This window comes from Streptomyces thermocarboxydus (assembly GCF_024760485.1).
Taxonomy (GTDB): domain Bacteria; phylum Actinomycetota; class Actinomycetes; order Streptomycetales; family Streptomycetaceae; genus Streptomyces; species Streptomyces cellulosae.
Window position 1 is genome coordinate 276,551 of sequence record NZ_CP058273.1, and the last position, 20,245, is coordinate 296,795.

Here is a 20,245-nt window from a genome sequence, read left to right on the forward strand (position 1 = left end):
GGGCGATGCGACTCAAGATCGAGAAGACCGGTGCGCGCGCGTGGGACGAGGCGCACCTGAAGGAGCTCTTCAGCGAGGGGTTTCCGGAGTTCGTCACGGCCGACCCGCTGGTGAAGAACTACATAGGCAGGGTGCGGGAGTTCTTCGCCGGCCTGGACCTGATGCTGGTGGACGAGGACGGCGTGCCGGTGGCCTCGGGGTGGGGTGTTCCGATCCGCTGGGACGGCCGCCCCGAGTCGCTGCCGTCGGGCTACACCGAGGCGCTGGTCCACTCCGTGGAGGGCCATGAGCGGGGCGTCGCGCCGGACACGCTGGTGATCTGCGGGGCGATCGTCACCCCGTCGCTGAAGGGGCGCGGGCTGGCCGGGGAGACGCTGAAGGCGCTGCGTGCGGCGGCGAAGGACGCCGGCTGGGAACGGGTGATCGCCCCGGTCCGTCCGACGGCCAAGGCGCGGTACCCGCTGACCCCGATCGAGACCTACATGCGCTGGACCCGCGAGGACGGCTCGGCTCTCGACCCGTGGATCCGCACGCATGAACGCCTGGGCGCCACCTTGCTGTCGGCCGCCCCGGCGTCCCAGACCATGACCGGCACGGTCGCGGAGTGGGAACGCTGGACGGGCCTGGTCTTCCCGGAGTCGGGTGACTACGTGATCCCGGAAGGCCTCACGCTGCTGCACATCGACCGGGAGTCGGGCGAGGGCGTGTACAGGGAGCCGAACGTGTGGATGCGGCACCGCTGACGTCGCATCACGCGGGGCCGCAGCCCGGACGGGTGAGGGACCACCCGTCCGGGCCGCGGCGTGCCGCTCCGTGCTGTGTCGGCTCAGCCGAAGGCGTCGGCTCAGCCGAAGTCCACGTCGCTGCACATCAGGTAGGCCTGGTCGAGGTGGGAGGCCTGCCAGATGGTGAAGACGATGTGGTGTCCGGAGTAGCCGGAGGTCTGCACCGGGAACGTGATGTCGTTCGCCGGGGCGTAGCGGCCGGTCTGGGTGATGAAGTCCAGGTCGTCCCAGCCGAGGGCCTCGGTCTTCGGGTCGAAGCCCTGCTTGCTGACGTACACCTTGAAGTAGTCCGCGCCGTGCGACGCCTGGTCGTACAGGTGGATGGTGAAGTTGTCACCGACGGGCGTCGTCGTCCACGGACCCGGGTTGTTGAGGCTCTCGAAGTTCGGGTGGTTGTTGCTGCAGAGCTTGCCGTTCGGGATCCGCGCCTCGAACTGGCCGCCGAGGCCGTCCTGGAGCATGCTCATCCAGTTCCACATGGTGTTGGGGTTGGCCTGGTAGGCCTGCCAACACATGGGGTCCTCCTGCGCCATGGCGGGATTCATGTGGTCGTTACCCCACTCCTCCCAGCAGTGGTACGCGCGGGAGGCGGGTCCAACGACGGAGCCGTGCGCCTGGGCGGTGCCCGAGAACGTCAGCGCGCCGGCCAGCACGGCGAACAGCATCAGGAACGCCTGGAGGAGGCGGCGTCCGGTCGGCCGGGAAGTACCGGCGGATAAATGCGAGTTGTGCATGGGGGGATGACTCCAATCCTGTGGGTGAAACCTGATGGGAGCGCTCCCAAAGGTAGAAGGCGTGCGTGCAGGTTTCGTGGAGCGAACGAAACGGTTTCGGGGAGACGTTCGGCCGCATTCGGTCGGCCAACACGTCCGACATGAATGATCCGCATACTGGGCAGCCGCATCCTGCCTGTTCAGGCGGCCGGTTGAGGCACGATCAAGATCGAATCACCCTCAATTCATCCCGGTAATTTCGATTACAGCTGCTTTGCGTCGTCGAAATGTTTCGACTGAGCGAACTCATCCAGCTCGACTCGGTGACGCATACGCCGGGGTCGCATCGGTGAAGGCGCCGTGGACGAGGGCCACGGCGGGCTCGGGAGAGGGGGAGCGGTGCGGTGCCGCCGGGCCGACGGAACGGGGTCGCCCTTCGCTTCGACGACCGGGCCGGCAACCCATGTGCGGCAACAGCCGCGCACACAGGAAACGGCGCCGGGCCGGCCCCCGTGAAGGGGCCGGCCCGGCGCCGTCCGTGCGGCCGGTCTCCCGGCCGGAGGTCAGACCTTCTCCGCGACGCGCTCCTCGGCCGCCACCGGGGCGGGGGACGCCGGCGCCGTCTCGTCGGGCGCCGCGTTCAGCTCCGCGAGCATCGTCTTGGTGAAGCCGAACCAGTACGTCGCCACGAAGCCCGCCACATAGCCGACGATCAGGCCGGCCGCGTAGACGGCGATCGTCTGCGCCAGGCCGTGGTTGCCGTCGAGGAGGGGGAACAGCGCCCAGCCGGACGGGCCGATCGCCGTGGAGCCGACGTCCGTGCCCAGCTGGTTGAACAGGCCGACGAACGCGCCGCCGAAGGCGCCGCCCGCGCAGGCGGTGACGAACGGGCGGCCCAGGGGCAGGGAGACGCCGTAGATCAGCGGCTCTCCGACACCCAGGAAGCCCGGCCACAGGGCGGACTTGATGGTCGTGCGGATCGAGGTGTTGCGGGGCAGCCGCAGGTAGATCGCGAGGGCCGCGCCGACCTGGCCCGCGCCCGCCATGGCGAGGATCGGCAGCAGCACGGTGAAGCCGGCGCCCTCGATCAGCGTGGTGTGGATGGGGATGAGCGCCTGGTGCAAACCCAGCATGACCAGCGGGAGGAACAGACCGCCGAGGAGGAAGCCGGCGCCCGCGCCGCCGTGGGCGAGCAGCCAGTCGGCGGCCTCGCCGATCCAGGACGACACCTCACCGGCGAGGAACATCAGCCCGAACAGCGTCGCCAGACCGGAGACCAGCACGGTGACGGTGGGCGTGACCAGCACGTCGACGGACTCCGGGACCCAGCGGCGGCACCGCTTCTCGACGTACACGCCGAGGCAGGCCGCGGCCAGCGCACCGAGGACACCGCCCTGGCCAGGCGAGAGGTGCTGGCCGAACGCCTCGACGTCGGCGACCTTGGCGTAGACGATGATCGACGCGACGGCGCCGCCGAGGATCGGTGTGCCGCCGAACTCCTTGGCGGTGTTGTAGCCGACGAAGACGGCGATCAGCGCCATGAAGCCGGAGGCGATGGCGGCCAGCGCCGGGGTGATCCCGGGCAGCCAGCCGAGGTTGACGAGCAGGCCGTTGAGGCCGGCGATGATGCCGCAGCCGATGAGCGCGGGGATGAGCGGCACGAAGATGTTCGCGATGCGCCGCAGGAACAGCTTGAAGGGGGTGGCGTTCTTCGCCTTCCGCTCCGCGCGGAGCGCCGCCCCCTGCGCCGCCAGCTCCTCGGCGGTCACGGGGTCGGAACCGCCCGCGGGAGCGGCGGGCTCCTCCGGGGCGTCCGCCCGCTCCTCGGCCACCAGGGCCTCGAACTCCGGGGTGACACGGGCGACGGCGCCCGGGCCCAGCACGATCTGGTAGGTGTCGTCCTCGACGACCCCCATCACCGCCGGCAGTGCCTTGAGTGCCTCCTCCTGGACGAGGGACCGGTCGCGCAGGCCCAGCCGGAGCCGGGTCATGCAGTGGGCCACCGACGTCACGTTCGCCGCGCCTCCGACCAGGGGGAGGATGGCGGCAGCAGTGGCGCGATGCTTGTTCTCTTCGCTCATGGTGCGGTCATGCCTTGCTGTGAGGTGGGGCAGGCCGCGTCAGGCGGCTGCGGCTTCCAGTGCCTTCCGCAGGTGCCCGTGGGCATCCTGCAGCAGGCGGGCTGCGGTGGGGGCGTCCACGGACGCCAGGAGGGTGAGGATGGAGTTCTTGACCTCGCCGTCGTTGTCGGCGAGGGCGGTCTCGACGGACTCGTCGCGCGCGCCGGTGGCGAGGGAGACGATCCGGTGGGCGCGCGCCCTGAGCTTCTCGTTGGAGGCGCGGACGTCGACCATGAGGTTCCCGTAGGTCTTGCCCAGCTTGATCATCGTGATGGTCGAGATCATGTTGAGCACCAGCTTCTGCGCCGTGCCCGCCTTGAGCCGGGTGGAGCCCGTCAGGGTCTCGGGGCCGACCACCACCTCGATGCCGTGGTCGGCGGCCGCGGCCAGCGCGCTGTCCTCGTTGCAGGACAGGCCGACGGTGAGCGCCCCGAGGGCGCGGGCGTGGCGTACGGCCGCGACGGCGTACGGGGTGCGGCCCGAGGCGGAGATGCCGACGACCACGTCGTCCGCGGTGAGGGCGAGGGCGTCGAGGTCGGCACGGGCGGCGTCCTCGCGGTCCTCGGCGCCCTCCACGGCGTTGACCACGGCCGTGGGGCCGCCCGCGATGAGGCCGACGACCTGGGCGGGGTCGGTGTTGAAGGTGGGCGGGCACTCGGAGGCGTCGAGGATGCCGAGCCGCCCCGCGGTGCCGGCGCCGGCGTAGACCAGCCGGCCGCCGCGGGCCATGCGGGCGGCGACGCCGTCGATCGCGGCGGCGATCTCCGGCAGCCGGGAGGCGACGGCCGTGGTGACGGTGGCGTCCTCCGCGTTCATGAAGCGGGCGATGTCGAGGGTGGGCAGGCGGTCGATGTCCGCCAGCTCCGGGCGGTACGCCTCCGTGGTCATGGTGGCCAGCTGCTCACGCAACCGGCCGCTCTCCACGGCGTCTGCGGCGGGCACGGACGTCACTCTCCCGGGGTCGAAATTTACTTTCGGTCGATCACTTGATCCTGAAAGATATTTTCAGCCATCGCGCCCGTCAAGGGTCGTCGTGCAAAGGTCCGATCACGACTTCGCGGCGGGTCGCACTCCTCACGGGCATCCACACGGAATGGCCCATTCCACTACTGTCGCCGCCACGTCACCCCCTCCCACAGGCCCGGACCGGGTGACGTGCGCCACCTCACACCGGGACACCCCCGTGACCGTGTAGAAGGGACCGGTGAACAGCACCGGAGACCTCGCCGCGGAGCGCCCCGAGCGTGTCCGCCCCACGCCGCACAGCCTGACGGGGGTCGGCGTCGCCGTCCTCGACGCCGAGGGCCGCGTCCTGCTGGGACTCGGCCACGACGGCCGCTGGGAGCTGCCGGGCGGCAAGGTGGACCCGGGTGAGGACTTCGAGACGGCGGCGGCGCGGGAGCTGGCGGAGGAGACCGGGCTGTCGGTGCCGGCCACGGCCGTGCGGGTCCTGGCCGTGGTGGTGGACGGCCTGCGCGGGCTCACCCGGGTGACGGCCGCCGCGGTCGCCGAGGGGGCGGAGGGCACGCCCGAGGTGACGGAACCGGACAAGATCGTGCGCTGGGAGTGGTTCGCGCGGGACGCGGTGCCGTCGGCGCTGTTCGGACCGTCGGCGTCGGTGCTGGACTGCGTGTGGCCGGAGGCTTCGCCGCGCGGGGCGGCGAAGGCACACCACTACCCGGTCCGGCCGGCAGGGTGAGGGCAACACCGTTCCCGCCACGCCGGGTTGAAGCGCGGGGTGGCGGGGCGCGGCTGCACTACGATGCGAACGTTGTCGCCGCGGTCTTGTGATATGACGTCAATCACCTTGCCGGACACGGTAGTTGTCGCCGCAGGTGCCCTGTTCCTCCCCCACACTCAGGAAAGAAGCGGATGCGGATCAAAGACGTGAGCGTCGCACTCGTCGGTTCCACCCTGGTCGTCACCCTGGCGGCGTCCCCCGCCCTCGCCGACTCCGCCGCGCCCTCGCTGCCGGCGCCCGACGTCGCCGCCGTGGCCGCGGTGCACCGGACGGCGCTGTCCCAGGGCGCACCCGGAGCGCTGACCCGGATCGACGAGGGGCCGCGCAGCTACCACGTCGCCACGGGAGAGGCCGACACCGCCGCGCACACGCCGATGGACACCGGGCGGCGGTTCCGCGTGGGGAGCGTCAGCAAGACGTTCACCACGGTGGTGCTGCTGCAGCTCGTCGCCGAGGGCAAGGTCGACCTCGACGCGCCGGCCAACCGCTACCTGCCCGAGCCGCTGCCCGACGAGCGCATCACGGTCCGTCATCTCCTGAGCCACCGCAGCGGGTTGTACGACTACACCAACGACATGTTCTACAACACCGTCCCCGGCTTCGAGGCGGTGCGGAACAAGGTCTTCAGCTACCAGGAGCTGATCGACCTGTCGACGGCGAAGCCGCTGAACAACGCGCCGGGCGCCGCGTACAGCTACTCCAACACCAACTTCGTCGCGCTGGGCGCCATCATCGAGCATGTGACGGGCACGCCCGTCGCCACGCACTACCAGCGGCGCATCTTCGCGCCCCTGCGGCTGAAGAACACCTCGTACGTCCACCCGCGGACCACCATCTCCGGCACGTACGCGCGCGGTTACCTGCGGCAGGACGACACCACGCTGCCGCTGGTGGACTCCACCGAGCAGACCGTCTCCTGGGCGCAGTCGGCGGGCGCGGTCATCTCGGACGCCAAGGACCTCAACCGGTTCTTCTCGGCGCTGCTCTCGGGGAAGCTGCTGCCCGAGGAGCAGCTGCGGGAGATGACCACGACGGTCCCGGTCACCGCCGACGGCAAGCAGTCGTACGGTCTGGGGCTGCGCGGGCGGACGCTGTCCTGCGGCACCACGGTGTACGGGCACACCGGCACCGTGCAGGGCTACTACACGTACGCCTTCACCACGAGCGACGGCCGGCGCAGCATGACGTCGCTGGCGAACACCTCCAACAACGGCACGGTGAACACCACGCTCGGCGCCACGCTGGAGGCGTCCTTCTGCGGCACCGATCCGGCGGCCGCGGTCCGGCGGGCGGCCGCCTCCGCGGAGCGGTTCACGGAGGACATCGCGCCGCAGATCGCCCGCGACTGATCGTTCGCGCGCTGACGGGCGCGAAACCCGCGCCCGTCAGCGGCTGTTTCCGTCGTGCCGCAGGCGGTCCCGGGCCTCGGTGGCGATCACGGCGGCCTGGATGCGGCGCTCCACGCCGAGCTTGGCGAGCAGGCGGGAGATGTGGTTCTTCACCGTCTTCTCCGCGAGGTAGAGCCGCCGGCCGATCTGGCGGTTGGTGAGGCCCTCCCCGATCAGCTCGAGGATCTCCCGCTCCCGCTCCGTGAGGCCGGGCAGGACGTCCTCCTCCTGCTCCTTCCGCGGGCCGCCGCGCAGGCGTTCCATCAGCTTGGTGGTGGCGCTCGGGTCGAGCAGCGACTGGCCGCGCGCGACCGTGCGGACGGCCTCGACGAGGTCGGAGCCGCGGATCTGCTTGAGGACGTAGCCGGACGCGCCGGCCATGATCGAGTCCAGCAGGGCCTCCTCGTCGTCGAACGAGGTGAGCATCAGACACGCCAGGTCCGGCATCCGGGAGCGCAGTTCCCGGCAGACGGTCACGCCGTCGCCGTCGGGCAGCCGGACGTCGAGGACGGCGACACGCGGGCGCAGGGCGGGGACGCGCACGAGGGCCTGCTCGACGGTGGCGGCCTCGCCGACCACCGTGATGTCCGGCTCGTCGTTCAGCAGGTCGTGCACCCCGCGCCGGACCACCTCGTGGTCGTCCAGGAGGAAGACACGGATCTGCCCGTCGTCGGGGCCGGGCTGCTCGCCGTCCGCCATCGAAATGCTCCTTGCTGTGCGCGGGGGTGTTCCACCAGGATCCTGGCCCGTCCGGGGCCGCCGTACCAGGGCCGTTCGGCCCTGATCACCCACGCGGGGGCCTGCCTGCACCCCTGCGATCAGCCTCGCCCGGCCCGGCGGCCATGGCAACTCCCCTTACAGCCATCCTCGCCGCGCCGCCTGCCAGGCGAGCTGCATACGGGTGGTCGCGCCCGCGAGTTCCATCAGGCGCTGGATGCGGCGCTGCACCGTGCGGCGGCTGAGGCCCATCTGGGTGGCCACCGCCTTGTCCGCGACGCCGGCGACAAGGAGGGCGAGCAGGCGGCGGTCCGTCGCGCCGAGGGGGTCGGGGACGCCCGCCGCGTCCGTGCCGGAGACGGCGCCGGTGTCGTCGACGTCGAGCGGGACCGCGTCCTCCCAGTACCGCTCGAAGAGGGCGACCAGCGCGGCGAGCAGGTTGCTGTCGCGGACCAGCGCGGACGTGGGTTCCTCGGGGCTGCCGTCGGGGCCGCCCGGGACCAGCGGGCAGATCGCGATGGCGCGGTCCGCGACCGCGAGGCGCAGCGGGAGATCCGGCACGGCGCGGGCCATCTCGCCCGCCCTGACCCCCTCGACAACGTTATCGACGGCGCCCTCGTCGTCGAAGAACGCCTTCTCGTACAACACCCGGTAGCGCACGCCCCGGGCCAGCGCGTCGAACTCGGCGCGGTTGCTGCCGGACGGCATGGCCACGTACTGGGCCTTGCAGAACCACAGCATCTCGTCGCGGGCGCCGTCCTGGATCTGGCGCAGGTGCTGGCGCAGCGCCTCCGCGCCGGTGATGACCTCGATGAGCTGGCCGAGGTCCTGGCGGCGCATGGTCTCGCGGTAGGACTCGAGCAGGGCGGTGGCCTCGGCGCGGGCCAGGTCGAGCGCGTCGGCGCGGCGCTTGAGGCGGGGCAGCAGGGCGACGTCGGGCGGGGTGGGGCGGTACTGGCGGGGCAGTCCGTCGCTCTGGCTGACCAGGTTCTTCGCGGCGAGCGCGTCCAGCACGTGCCGGGTGTGCTCGGGTTCGAGGCCGGCCCGGTCGGCGACCTCGCGGGCGGTGGCCCGGCCCATCGTCACCAGCAGGCGGTAGACGGTCTCCTCGGTGCCGGTGACCCCGGCGGCCTCCAGTGTCACGGCGCCCTCCCCCGCACGACGATATTCAAACGCCTGAACGGTTGAATACCGTACAACAGTCGGCGGGGGAACGGGCGGCCGTGCCCCGTTCCCCCGCCGTCCCTGCTCAGCCGCGCTGCCCGTACGCCCGGGTCACGGTCTGGCGGACCGCGGCGCCCGACGCGTCCCGCGCGGTGACGCGCAGGGTCACGGCGGCGTCGCCGCGGACCCCGGCGGGCCGGGTGACGGTGGCCGTGAAGGTGTTGCCCTTCCCGGCGCGCACCGGCGCCTCGGTGAAGTGCCGGCCGTCGTCGTAGGAGACCTCGACCGTGGTGCGCACCCCGCGCGGCGCGGCGAGCCCGTCCTGGTGGCGGACCGTCAGCCGGAGGGTGTGGGTGCGGCCGGGGCCGACGGTGTTGCGCAGGTCGGCCGGTACCTCGGTGTCGACCTGGAGCAGCGGCAGCGCCGCCTGGCCCGTGACCGTGCCGGACGGGAACTCCCAGGTGGTGTCGGTCGCCGTGGCGTACGCCCACTCCGCGGAGTCACGGGCGGTGCGCAGGCGCAGCCGGTACTCCGCGTCGCCGCCGGGCACCTCGACGTCGCGCCAGGCGTCGGCGAGGTCGGCCACCTTGCGGCCGTCGCGGTAGAGCTGAGCCTCGGCCGTCTCCGTCGCCGGCGCCCGTACGCCGACGCCGCCGTCGCCGCCGGGGGTGAACCGGGACCAGTGGCCGGGGTCCGAGTCGGTGAACTCGGGAATCCGCAGCCGCAGGACGTCGCCGTCGCGGACGCTGGCGGGCACGCCCGCACGCGGGATGCCGGGCCGGACCACGGCGCCCTGCCACCGCTCGCGGACCTGCTCACCGGCACGGTAGGTGCGGGGCGTGTCCAGGAGCCCGGTGTTCAGCGGCGAGTCGACGTCACCGACCGTCCGGTAGTTCACGACGTGATCCCACTCGGTGGTGCCGGAGGTGACGTACTCGGTGCGGGTGAACGCGGTGGGGACGTGGCGGGTGTACTGGAGCCAGGCGAACTCCTGGTACGGGCGGCGGGCGAACCGCTGTTCGGCGGCCCAGTCCACCCCGCCGTTGTCCGGGTACTCCGAGCGGATCACGGCGCTGTTGCGCTCCGACACCGTGTGCACCACGCGGTCGGGGATGCGTCCCTCGCTGATCTGCATCACGTCGTACAGGTAGGGGCTGCGGGCGGTGCCGCCGAAGGTGACGGTGGTGGTGCGCCGAGCGACGCGCTTCAGCAGGTCGGCGCCCTCCTCGGAGCCGACGCGCACGACCGGCACCTTCCAGCGGTCGCCGTGGGGCGTCCAGCGGGTCCAGCCGGTGGCGGAGAAGTTGACGACCAGCACGGCGCGGACGCCGGCCTGGGCGGCGCGTTCGGCCAACTGCGGCCCTGCGATGCCCTGTTCGTCGGTGACGACGGCGAGCCGGCCCCGCGCCTTGCGGAAGTCGGGTGCCTCCGCGGCACCGGCGTCCACGGCCTGGAGCCGCTCGCCCCGCTGGTCGAACAGGGGCGACTCGGGCATGTAGTAGGCGTCGAGGTCCGGGCCGCCGGTCACGCCGGCTTCGAGCAGCGGGGCGACCAGCTGCCAGCGGGACGCGAACTCGAATGTGCCGTCCGTGACTTGGGTGGTCGGGCTGACGTACAGCGCGGTGGCGATGTCGAAGTACATCGTGCCGTCGATCCAGGCGTGCCCGTCGATCTTCCGGTACGTCTGGTAGCTGAGGACGCCGCGCTGTTCGGCAGGCTTGGGGGTGCGGATCTCGACCTTCACCGTCTTGCGCGGGTCGACCACGACGGTGGTGTCCTTGGTGACCTTGATCTCGGGCAGGACGACCTGGCGGAGCACCTCCTTCCCGTCGCCCGTCCGCTCGACGCCGCCGGAGGTGAGCTGGTAGGTGCCCTCCTCGACCTCGGCCACGGCGTTCTCCCGGTCGGTGTAGCCGACGAAGCCCTCGGCGCCCCAGATCATGGGCAGGTTTTCGACGCGGTTGCCGTCGTTGTCGTAGGAGACGACCTTGAGCCGGTGCACGGGGCCGCGGACGGTCAGGGCGATCGTGGTGTGCACGGTGACCGAGCCGTCGGGGGCCGTGGCGGTCACATGGCCGTAGTAGGCGCCCCGTTCCGCGCGGGCCGGGTCGACGGTGAGCGGCAGGTCGGCGGTGCCGCCGGCGGGCACGGTGACGGTCCGGGCGGCGGGGGTCAGCACCCCGTGGGCGGCCTCCCGGCCGCCGCTGGTGGCGAGCGCGGTCCGCACGTCGAGGGTGACGTCCCGGCCGGAGACGTTGGTGTAGCGGACGGTGTGCGTGCGGGTGCCGGTGTCGTCGGCGGTGTACGTGCCGAGGGAGAGGCCGGCGGTGGCGAGGACGGGGGTGCGGCTCGCGGCGGCGACGTCGATGCGGCCGCCGCCCTGCTCGGTCACGCGTTGACCGTCGATCAGGCGGGCGGTGCTGGTCAGGGCGTCCTTGAGGCGGCTCGCGGTCCAGTCGGGGTGCTGCTGGGCGAGCAGCGCGGCGGCGCCCGCCACATGCGGGGCGGCCATGGACGTGCCGGAGGCGGCCACGTACGAGGCGTCGACGATCTGGCCCATCGTCGTACCCGCGGCGCGCGCGGCGACGATGCCCACGCCGGGAGCGGTCACGTCGGGCTTGACGGCGCCGTCCCCGGTCCGGGGGCCGCGGCTGGAGAAGTCCGCGAGGGAGTCGTCGCGGTCCACGGCGCCGACCGTGAGGGCGGCGTCCGCGGCGGCGGGCGATCCGATGGTGCCCTGGCCCGGTCCCGCGTTGCCGGCGGCGACGACGAACAACGCGCCGGAGGACGCGGAGAGTTCGTTCAGGGCGCGGCTCATCGGGTCGGTGCCGTCGCTCGGGGCGTCGGAGCCCAGCGACATGTTGACCACGTCGGCGCCGCGCGCGACGGCCCACTCCATGCCGTCGATGACCTGCGACTCGGTGCCGAAGCCGTCGTCGCCGAGGACCTTGCCGATCAGCAGGTCCGCGCCGGGCGCCACGCCCCTGCGGGCGCCGCCGGAGGCCGCGCCGGACCCGCCGACGATCGAGGCGACGTGGGTGCCGTGCCCGAACACGTCGCCGGTACCGGAGCTGCCGGAGAAGTCCTCGGCCTCGCCGATGCGTCCGGCCAGGTCGGGGTGGGAGGCGTCGGCGCCGGTGTCCAGCACGGCGACCTTGACGTCCTCGCCCCGGTGACCGCCCTTCCAGACCTCCGGGGCGCCGATCTGCGCGGTACTGCGGTCCAGCGTCGCCCGCACCCGGCCGTCCAGCCAGACCCGGGGCACGGCGGCGGCGCGCGCGGCGCCGTCCGCGGCGGGGGCGAGGCGCTTCCAGAAGGTGGAGAGGTCGCCCGCGGGGACGCGGACGGCGTCGGCGTCGATGGTCTCCAGGCGGCGGACCTCCGTGCCCTCGGCGGCCAGGCCGGTGAGGCGGCGCAGCGAGGTGTCGGGCACGCCCGCGCCGTCGGCGACGATCAGCGGGAGGGTGTCGGTGTGCGCCTCGTCGTACCCCTGGGCGATGAGCGCGGTCACGTCGAACAGGCCGCGGTCCAGGCGTCCGGCGGTGACGAGTCCTTCCGCGTCGGAGGGCAGGACGGTGAGGTGGCCGTCCTCCTCGACGGTGCGGAAGAGAAGGTGCCGGCGGCCCTCCCCCGGGGTCACCGAGGCGGTGCGGCGGCCGTTCACGTCCGTGCGGACGGTGACCAGGTCGCCGGTGATCAGGCGCACGGTGGCGCCGCTGTCGGCCGCCGGTGCGGCGGCCCGTGCCGGGGCGGTGGGCCCGGCCGTTCCCGCCGCGACCGGTGTCACGGCGCCCGCGGACAGGGTTGCCCCTGCCGCGACGGCTGCCGCGATACGCATTCGTCGTCTCACTCCTGTGCCCTTCGTCGTACGCGTCGTGCGACGCGTCGCGTCGTTGTGCTGTTCACGCGGCCCGCGGTGCCGTCGGTGCTGCACAGGTTCGGTCGCCGGTGCGGGCCGTGTCACCGTTTCGCGCTGGCACAGGTGGGACATGTCGCAACGGCGACACGGCGGCCGCCACTGTGAACTTCTCGTAAGGGAAGTCAAGTGCCACCGGCATCAGGCATGTTGGCTTCCGGAGACTGATACGATCAACGAACTTTCAGCAGGCTGGCGACGCGTCATGAACGCGTACGGGGGACAGTCTCTAAGGCCCCGTCGCTGAGGAGTTGAGGCTTTGTCCCGCCGTGGGTCCGCGCTGCTCGACGGCCCGGACCGGATGTCCGCGTGCGCCGGCATTCTCATGCTCCCGATGCGATGCGACTTGAAGAGAGTCTCATGACGTCATTGATCAAGGATCCGCTGTTGTGGATCCTGCTGGTGGTGCTCGCCGCTGCGGTCCTCGCAGTGCTGCGGGCCCGGAGAACCAATCTGGCGCTCCGAAGAACGAGGAAGGATCTGGAGGCGGGCCTGGGCCAGGCCCAGGGACGGATCGGGCAACTGGAAGCCCACATCGGCTCGCTCGACACCAGGCACCGGGGTGAGCTGGCCGATGTGCGGGCGGACGCCGAGTCGGCGACCAAGGCCGTGCTCAAGTCGGCCATGGGCACGCTCCAGTCGCTCGCCGAGGAGCAGCAGGTGCTCCTGGACCAACTGCTGAAGAAGTACGGCAACGACAGCGAGGTGCTGGCCGATCTGATGTCGGTGGACCACACCGGCAGCCAGTTCAGCCGCCGGGCCAAGGGCATCTCGGTGCTGTGCGGCGGCTGGCTGGGCCGCCGTGACGGGGCGGCGACGGTGTACGACGTCGCCCGCAGCGCCCAGGGCCGCATCAAGGACTTCGACCGGGTCAGCATCCACGCCCAGGTCAGCGTGGCCGTGGCGGGCAAGGCGGTCGAGCCGGTCGCCGTGGTACTGGCGGAGCTGCTGGACAACGCCACGACCTACAGCGCGCCGGGCACCCCGGTGGAGGTCAACATCCAGGCCGTGCCCACGGGTGTGGTGTTCATCGTGGACGACGCCGGCCTCGGCATGGACCAGGAGACCAAGGACCGTGCGGCGGACCTGCTGTCCGCGGACGGCGCGGTCGACATCACCGGTCTCGGCGACCCGCCCCGGTTCGGCTTCGCGGTGTGCGGCATGCTCGCGAACCGCTACGGGTTCCACGTCTCCGTCGGCTCGGTCTCGCCGTACGGCGGTGTGCGCGCGGTGATCCGGGTTCCGGAGAGCCTCCTCTCGGCCGACGTGATCGCGCCCGCCGAGCCGGAGCAGGAGCCCGCCGAGGAAGGCCAGGAGGACGCTCCGCAGCGCCTGGCGCCGGTGCCCGTGGGCCCGACGCTCGTGGTGGGCACGACGTCCGGCGGCCTGCCCAAGCGGCGGCGCCGTCAGGGCCCCATCGCGGTGGTGCCGCCCCCGCCGGACACGGCCGCCCTCGACGAGGAGACCTCCGAGTCGTCCGGCGAAGTCACCGCGTCGCGCCTGGGGGCGTTCGCACGCGGCACCCAGCTCGGACGGACCACGAACACCACGGAAGGACCTGACCACCAGTGAAGACCGACCTGTCGTGGGTGCTGAACGACGTGCTCGAGGTGCGCGGCGCCCGCCACGCCATCCTCGTCTCCGGCGACGGCCTGCTGCTCCAGCGTTCGGACGACATCTCGCGCGACGACGCGGAGACCAACGCGGCCGCGATGAGCTCCATGCAGTCGCTGAGCCGGGCGGTCGCCGGTTTCGTCGGCGCCGGGCACGGCATCTGGAAGCAGACGCTGCTGGAGTACGACGGCGGCTGGATCTTCCTCATCGCGGCCGGGCAGGGCTCCTACCTGGCGGTCTCGGCCGCGGTGGACGTCGACATGGAGGCCATGTCGTTCCGTATGCAGAAGACGGTGACGGCGCTCAACAAGGCCATGAGCGTGGCTCCCCGCTCCGACAACGGTGTCGGCTGATGACGGGTCCAGGCGAGGAATCACCCGTCACCAGTGACTTCGTCCGCTCCTACGTCATCACCGGCGGACGGAGCCTGCCGTCCTCGGACGAACTGGCGCTGCACACCCTCGTCACGCTGGCCCCCGACCGGACGCTGCCGCTGGGGGCCGGCCCCGAGGTGAAGGCGATCTGGGAGCTGTGCTCGGGTGGCTACCTGTCGGTCGCCGAGGTGGCCGGCCACCTCGGCCTTCCGGTCGGGGTGGCCCGGCTGCTGCTCACCGATTTATCGGAACAGGGGCATCTGCTCCGCCGGGCCGAGCCGCCCCGGGCCCAGAACGTTGACAGAGCGACCCTCGAGAAGGTTCTGAATGGACTCCAATCCCTCATCGGCTGAGACGGCCCAGAAGTCCATCTACGTCTCCAGCGCGGTGACCAACGCCGCAAAGATCCTCGTCGTCGGGCACTTCGCCGTGGGCAAGACGACCTTCATCGGCTCGCTGTCGGAGATCACGCCGCTGCGCACCGAGGAGAAGATGACCCAGGCGTCGGCGCACGTCGACGACCTCAGGGGCGTCACCGGCAAGACCACCACCACGGTCGCGCTGGACTTCGGCCGTCTCACCCTCAGCGACGACCTGGTGCTGTACCTCTTCGGCACGCCGGGACAGCAGCGGTTCATGCAGCTGTGGGAGGACATGGCACGCGGGGCGCTGGGCGCGCTGCTGCTGGTCGACCCGGCGCGGCTGGAGGAGACCTTCCCGGTCATCGACCTCATCGAGGGCTACGGCCTGGAGTACGCCATCGCCGTCAACTGCTTCGACTCCGCCCCCGTGTACGAGGAGGCGGAGGTGCGTGAGGCGCTCGACCTGCTGCCGGACACCCCGGTCGTCCACTGCGACGCCCGGGACCAGCAGTCGTCCGCGAAGGCGCTGATCGCGCTGGTGCGGCACCTGCTCGAGCGCACGTCCTGACCTCCTCGCGTCCGCCCGGTCCGGGGGCCGGAGGGCCCCGGCCTTCCGGCCCCCGGCTCCCGGTCACCGTGCACCGCCCCCGGTCCACGGTTGTTTCAGTTAGGAAGACTTGATGGAAGCTCACTCCCCGTCCGCGTCGGGTGCGGGCAGATGCCCCATGCACGACGCCGGTTTCGCCACCGATCCGCACCAGGTCTACGACCGGCTGCGGGAACACGCCCCGGCTGGTCCGGTGGAGCTCGCCCCCGGTGTGGACGCCACGCTGGTCGTCGGGCACGAGATGGCGCTGCGGGTGCTGCAGAACACGGAGCTGTTCGCCCGTGACGCCCGCCGCTGGAAGGCCCTGAACGAGGGCCGTATCGGCCTGGACAGCCCGGTGCTGCCGATGATGGCGTACCGGCCGAGCTGTCTGTTCACCGACGGCGCGGTGCATCTGCGGCTCCGCAAGGCCGTGGTGGACAGTCTGGCGCGGCTCAACACCACGCGGATCCGGCGTGACGTGGAGCCGATCGCCGACTACCTGATCGACCGGTTCAGCGAGCTGGGCCGGGCCGACCTGCTGGGCGACTACGCCAAGCTGCTGCCGCTGCTGCTGTTCAACAAGCTGTTCGGCTGCCCGGCGGAGATCGGCGACACCGTCACCTCCGCCGTGTCGGCGATCTTCGACGGCAAGGACGCGGTGCGTGCCGACGAGGAACTGACGTCGGCCCTCATGGAGTTGATCGCGCTCAAGCGCCGCAGCCCCGACGACGACGTCACGTCGTGGCTGATCCAGCACCCCGCCGGGCTGACCGACGAGGAACTCAAGGACCAGCTGGTGCTGTTGATGGGCGCCGGCATCGAACCGGAGCGCAACCTCATCGGCAGTTCGCTGATGCTGCTGCTGTCCGGGGCGGGCGCCCGGGAGAGCGGCATGCTGATCGAGGAGGCGATGGACCACGTGCTGTGGAACCAGACGCCGATCGCCAACTACGCCACGCACTACCCGGTGCGGGACGTGGACCTGGGCGGCCATGTGGCCGAGGCGAACACGCCGGTGGTCATCTCCTTCGCGGGGGCCAACGCCGACCCGGCGCTGGAGGAGGCCCGCCGCGTGCACAGCAAGGGCGCCCATCTCGCATGGGGCGCGGGGCCGCACGCCTGCCCCGCGAAGGACCCGGCGCAGGTCATCGCGACCACCGCGATCGAGCGGCTGCTGAACGCGCTGCCCGATCTGGAGCTCGCCGTGCCGGAGAAGGAACTGGAGTGGCGGCCGGGGCCGTTCCACCGCGCGCTGGTGTCCCTGCCCGTGACATTCAGCCCCACGCCGGCCACCCGCACGGCCACGGCCATGCGTGAGCGGGTCGCGGCGATGCCCGAGGCGGAGCGTCCCGCCTCCGTGCCGTCGTCCCAGCCGGCCCGTCAGACGCCGACGCGCAAGAAGGGGTTCTGGAGCAGCTTCCTGGACGTCTTCCGTGTCTGACGCCACCACCGGTGGCGCCACAACCAGAGCTCACGGAACGGCAGTTGGCAAGTGCTTGGCATGTGACAGGTGCAACACTCAACGACACATGACATACACATCAGGAAGGGTAGGTTCCGGCGGTAACGGTAGCGTCCAGCCGAAGGAGCACCACGTGACCGCCGTTGGCGACATAAGCGGCACCGCCATCAGTGACCGCCGAGCCGTCGTTTCCCTTCTCCGCCACCTCCGTTCGCCGGAGGGGCAGGCAGACCCCCTGCCCGTCTGGGAGGGGCTGCGCTCCATGGGGGACGTCGTGCGCGCCCCCTGGGGCGCCTACTTCGTCACCTCGTTCGAGGCATGCAGCCAGGTCCTGCGGTCCAGGAACTGGCTGGTGCCGGACTTCGCCTGGCAGGAGCGGCAGCCCGACCCGCGCCGCTGGCAGGAGCTGGCCACCCAGGAACTCACCGGCACCCTGTCCCGTATCAACGCCCCGTCGCACACCTGCCAGCGGCGCGCGCTCGGCAACCCCTTCGACCGCTCCACCCTGGAGGGTCTGCGTCCGGCGATCGCGCGGGTCGTCACCGGGCTGCTGGACGACCTGGAGGAGCGCCTGAAGGCGGACGGGGAGGCCGACTTCGTGCAGACGGTCGCCGAACTGCTCCCGGTCCGCACGGTCGGCGAGTGGCTGGGCATCCCCCAGGAGCACCACGCGCACATCCTGGACTTCGCCCACCGTCAGGCGTACGCGCAGGAACTCTTCCCGAGCAAGGAGCAGTTGGCGCAGGCGGGGCAGGCCACGCTGGAGATGCGGGCCTTCTTCGGCGAGCTGATCAGCGAGCGCCGGGCGCACCCTGGCAACGATGTCCTCACCGGCTGGATCCACCACTGGGACGCCCATTTCGCGGACGACCCGGAGGCCGCGGCGCGGGTGATCTACCACCTGACCATGTTCATCACCATCGCCTCGCTGGAGACGAGCGCGGTGCTGCTGACCAACGCGGTGCGCTTCGCCACGGCGGAGCCCGCCCGCGCGGAGTGGCTGCGGGCGCACCCGGAGCACATCGACGACCTGATCGAGGAGACGCTGCGCTACGACCCGCCGGTGTGGCTCAACTCCCACATAGCCGCGGACGACACGGTCCTGGCGGGGACCCCGCTCGCCAAGGACACCACCGTGCACATCCTGTACGGGGCGGCCGCCCACGACCCGCGGCGCAACCCGGACCCGCACGTCTTCGACATCCTGCGCGACGGCGGCCACATCACGTTCGGCAGCGGACCGCACTACTGCCTCGGCGCTCCCCTCGCCCGGTTCGAGGCGCGGGAGGCCATCGCGCAGGTCCTGGAGCGCTTCCCCACGCTCCGCCCGGCCGGGCCGCCCTCCTACGACAACTCCCGTCTCGTCTTCCGCCGCATCACGTCCCTGAAGGTGACCGTATGACCGCATCGCCCCTCGCCGAACCCCCCGCCGAACAGGTGCTCAAGACCGTGCGCACCTACCGGCAGGGGCCCCTGCTCACGGTCGAGCTGCACCTGCCGGAGGAGGGGAACGCGGTCGGCGACGCCATGCTCGACGACCTCCTCACCGTCCTGGACGACCAGGACCCGGGCGTGCGGGTCCTGGTGCTGTCGGCGGCGGGGGACGCCTTCTGCCTGGGCGGCGACCGGCGCGAGTTCCCGCAGCACCTGGACGCCGATCCCACCGGTGACGGCATCCGCGTCTCCGGGAAGAAGGCGCTGCGGGTGTGCGAGGCCCTCACGTCCAACCCCGCCGTCACCATCGCCCGGGTGCAGGGCAGGGCGGTCGGCGCGGGCGTGGGTCTGCTGCTCGCCTGCGATCTGAGGGTGGGCGTGGACACGGCCACGTTCCGGCTGCCCGAGCTGGCCCTGGGGGTGCCGCCCGCGTGGGGCGGGCTGCTCCCCCGGCTGATCAGCGAGGTGGGGGTGGCGCGGGTGCGGGAACTGATCCTCACCGCGCGGGTCTTCGACGCCCAGGAGGCCCTGGGACTGTCGGTGCTGCACAAGGTGGTGCCGGCGGAGGCGCTCGACGCCGCGGTCATGGCATGGGCGAAGCCCGTGCTGCGACGGCCGGAGCCGGCGGTGCGGGTCACCAAGGCGATGCTCAACGCCCTTGCCTCGCCGACCCGGCTCGCGGACGTGTCGCTGTTCGACCCGGAACTGCTGACGGCGGTCCTCACCGGCCAGCGCGCGGCGGGCGCGGCACGCTGACCCGGTGACGCACGGACGGCGGCGCCCCTCTTCGGGTGGGTGCCGCCGTGGTCGTACGCGGCTGCCGGAAAAGTCATTGACTGCGGTTTCCTGATCGCGCGCGACGACCGCGAGGCGATGGGATGGATCCGCAGCGTCGGCGTCGTGCCCGCCGCCCGCGGCCGGGGCCTGGGCGGCTTCCTGCTGCGGCACGCGTTCGGCGTCTTCACCGCGCGCGGCCGGGACACGGTGGGGCTCGGCGTAGACACGGCCAACGCCACCGGGGCGCCCCGCCTGTACGAGCGGCACGGGCTGACCCTCCACCACGCGGTGGACACCCGGGAGACGGTGGTGCGGTGACCGTGCGCCGGTGAGGCCGGTCAGGCCACCGCGAGTCCTTCGACGGGGCCGGACAGCGCGGCCTTGAAGTGCCGGGTCACCTCGTCGGCGAGCACCTCGCTCTCACCCTTGAGGAGCGCCTCGACCACCTGGGCGGCGACGTCACGCGGGTCGTTCTTCGGCACGTCCAGGGCGCGCACCATGTCGGTGTCGGTGTAGCCGAGGTGGACGCCGACGACCTGGGTGCCCTGGCCGGCGAGCTCGTGGCGCAGGGAGTTGGTGAGCGACCACAGTGCGGCCTTGCTCACGCCGTACGCGCCCGTGCCGGACGCCCACGACAGCACCGAGTGCACGTTCACCACCGCTCCCCCGCCCCTGCGGGCGAGCACCGGGGCGAACGCCTGCGTGACGCGCAGCGCGCCCAGGACGTTCACGTCGAGAAGGTGCGCGACCTCGTCGACGCCGTTGCCCAGCAGACCGTTGGGGATCGTCGCGCCCGCGTTGTTGACCACGATGTCCACGTCCGGCACCTGCTCCGCCAGCCGGGCCACCGACGCGTCGTCGCTCACCTCCAGGGCCAGCGGCACCAGCCGCGGGTCCGTCTCCGGCTCGGGGCGGCGCGCGGTGACGTACACCGTCTCGGCGCCGGCCTCCAGCAGCGCGGCGGCGAAGGCCTTGCCCAGCCCGCGCTGCCCGCCGGTCACCAGCACCCGGGCTCCCTTGATCTCGGTCATGATCCCTGCTCCTCGTAGGTGTGCGACGGAGTCGCGACGTAAGTAAAAGCGTTTTGCT

Annotated in this window: 17 protein-coding genes and 1 pseudogene; 11 read left to right on the forward strand and 7 right to left on the reverse strand. The window is 71.9% G+C overall.

Annotation, left to right across the window (positions count from 1 at the left end; genetic code table 11):
• Positions 1-5 precede the first annotated feature (5 nt).
• On the forward strand, positions 6-743 hold the full coding sequence (locus AY578_RS01270; RefSeq protein WP_019525702.1) for a hypothetical protein: 738 nt from the start codon (positions 6-8) through the stop codon (positions 741-743).
• Positions 744-844: 101 nt separating this feature from the next.
• Here the strand turns inward: AY578_RS01270 and AY578_RS01275 are convergent, their stop codons facing one another.
• The 3 genes from AY578_RS01275 to murQ form a co-directional block, all read right to left on the reverse strand.
• Complete coding sequence (locus AY578_RS01275; RefSeq protein ID WP_475360434.1) at positions 845-1,519, reverse strand: lytic polysaccharide monooxygenase auxiliary activity family 9 protein; 675 nt, start codon at positions 1,517-1,519, stop codon at positions 845-847.
• A gap of 542 nt (positions 1,520-2,061) precedes the next feature.
• Positions 2,062-3,579, reverse strand: coding sequence for a PTS transporter subunit EIIC (locus AY578_RS01280; RefSeq protein ID WP_019525700.1), 1,518 nt, complete (start codon positions 3,577-3,579; stop codon positions 2,062-2,064).
• Between the two features lie 39 nt (positions 3,580-3,618).
• A complete protein-coding gene (gene murQ / locus AY578_RS01285; protein WP_019525699.1) occupies positions 3,619-4,569 on the reverse strand; it encodes an N-acetylmuramic acid 6-phosphate etherase in 951 nt (316 codons plus the stop codon).
• Between the two features lie 253 nt (positions 4,570-4,822).
• Between murQ and AY578_RS01290 the strand changes: the two genes are divergently transcribed.
• Together AY578_RS01290 and AY578_RS01295 are read left to right on the forward strand one after the other, a co-directional pair.
• Positions 4,823-5,317, forward strand: a complete 495-nt coding sequence (locus tag AY578_RS01290) for a nucleotide triphosphate diphosphatase NUDT15 (protein ID WP_019525698.1) — start codon at positions 4,823-4,825, stop codon at positions 5,315-5,317.
• Between the two features lie 173 nt (positions 5,318-5,490).
• Positions 5,491-6,708 carry a serine hydrolase domain-containing protein gene (locus AY578_RS01295; RefSeq protein WP_019525697.1) on the forward strand — a complete coding sequence of 406 codons (1,218 nt, stop codon included), beginning with the start codon at positions 5,491-5,493 and terminating at the stop codon, positions 6,706-6,708.
• Between the two features lie 36 nt (positions 6,709-6,744).
• Here the strand turns inward: AY578_RS01295 and AY578_RS01300 are convergent, their stop codons facing one another.
• The 3 genes from AY578_RS01300 to AY578_RS01310 form a co-directional block, all read right to left on the reverse strand.
• Positions 6,745-7,446 (reverse strand): response regulator, encoded by a 702-nt coding sequence (locus AY578_RS01300; RefSeq protein WP_019525696.1) that lies wholly within the window; start codon positions 7,444-7,446, stop codon positions 6,745-6,747.
• Positions 7,447-7,602: 156 nt separating this feature from the next.
• A complete protein-coding gene (locus AY578_RS01305; protein ID WP_019525695.1) occupies positions 7,603-8,607 on the reverse strand; it encodes a helix-turn-helix domain-containing protein in 1,005 nt (334 codons plus the stop codon).
• A gap of 106 nt (positions 8,608-8,713) precedes the next feature.
• On the reverse strand, positions 8,714-12,466 hold the full coding sequence (locus AY578_RS01310; protein ID WP_258901713.1) for a S8 family serine peptidase: 3,753 nt from the start codon (positions 12,464-12,466) through the stop codon (positions 8,714-8,716).
• Between the two features lie 438 nt (positions 12,467-12,904).
• Between AY578_RS01310 and AY578_RS01315 the strand changes: the two genes are divergently transcribed.
• From AY578_RS01315 to AY578_RS01350, 8 genes and pseudogenes are all read left to right on the forward strand, one after another.
• Positions 12,905-14,116 carry an ATP-binding protein gene (locus tag AY578_RS01315; RefSeq protein ID WP_026243954.1) on the forward strand — a complete coding sequence of 404 codons (1,212 nt, stop codon included), beginning with the start codon at positions 12,905-12,907 and terminating at the stop codon, positions 14,114-14,116.
• The gene (locus AY578_RS01320; protein ID WP_019525692.1) at positions 14,113-14,511 is read left to right on the forward strand and encodes a roadblock/LC7 domain-containing protein; all 399 of its coding nucleotides are present in this window, start codon (positions 14,113-14,115) and stop codon (positions 14,509-14,511) included. Before AY578_RS01315 ends, AY578_RS01320 begins: the two co-directional genes overlap by 4 nt.
• Complete coding sequence (locus tag AY578_RS01325; protein ID WP_019525691.1) at positions 14,511-14,885, forward strand: DUF742 domain-containing protein; 375 nt, start codon at positions 14,511-14,513, stop codon at positions 14,883-14,885. Before AY578_RS01320 ends, AY578_RS01325 begins: the two co-directional genes overlap by 1 nt.
• Positions 14,860-15,462 (forward strand): GTP-binding protein, encoded by a 603-nt coding sequence (locus tag AY578_RS01330; RefSeq protein WP_019525690.1) that lies wholly within the window; start codon positions 14,860-14,862, stop codon positions 15,460-15,462. The genes AY578_RS01325 and AY578_RS01330 overlap by 26 nt, the downstream gene beginning before the upstream one ends.
• A 157-nt stretch (positions 15,463-15,619) precedes the next feature.
• Complete coding sequence (locus tag AY578_RS01335) at positions 15,620-16,924, forward strand: cytochrome P450 family protein (RefSeq protein WP_019525689.1); 1,305 nt, start codon at positions 15,620-15,622, stop codon at positions 16,922-16,924.
• A 154-nt stretch (positions 16,925-17,078) separates the two neighbouring features.
• Positions 17,079-18,347, forward strand: coding sequence for a cytochrome P450 (locus AY578_RS01340; RefSeq protein WP_258901719.1), 1,269 nt, complete (start codon positions 17,079-17,081; stop codon positions 18,345-18,347).
• A complete protein-coding gene (locus tag AY578_RS01345; RefSeq protein ID WP_019525687.1) occupies positions 18,344-19,135 on the forward strand; it encodes an enoyl-CoA hydratase/isomerase family protein in 792 nt (263 codons plus the stop codon). Before AY578_RS01340 ends, AY578_RS01345 begins: the two co-directional genes overlap by 4 nt.
• 75 nt (positions 19,136-19,210) lie before the next feature.
• Positions 19,211-19,474, forward strand: a pseudogene (locus tag AY578_RS01350) (GNAT family N-acetyltransferase); the annotation flags it as partial.
• A gap of 20 nt (positions 19,475-19,494) precedes the next feature.
• Here the strand turns inward: AY578_RS01350 and AY578_RS01355 are convergent.
• A complete protein-coding gene (locus AY578_RS01355) occupies positions 19,495-20,187 on the reverse strand; it encodes an SDR family oxidoreductase (protein WP_028958827.1) in 693 nt (230 codons plus the stop codon).
• Positions 20,188-20,245 lie beyond the last annotated feature (58 nt).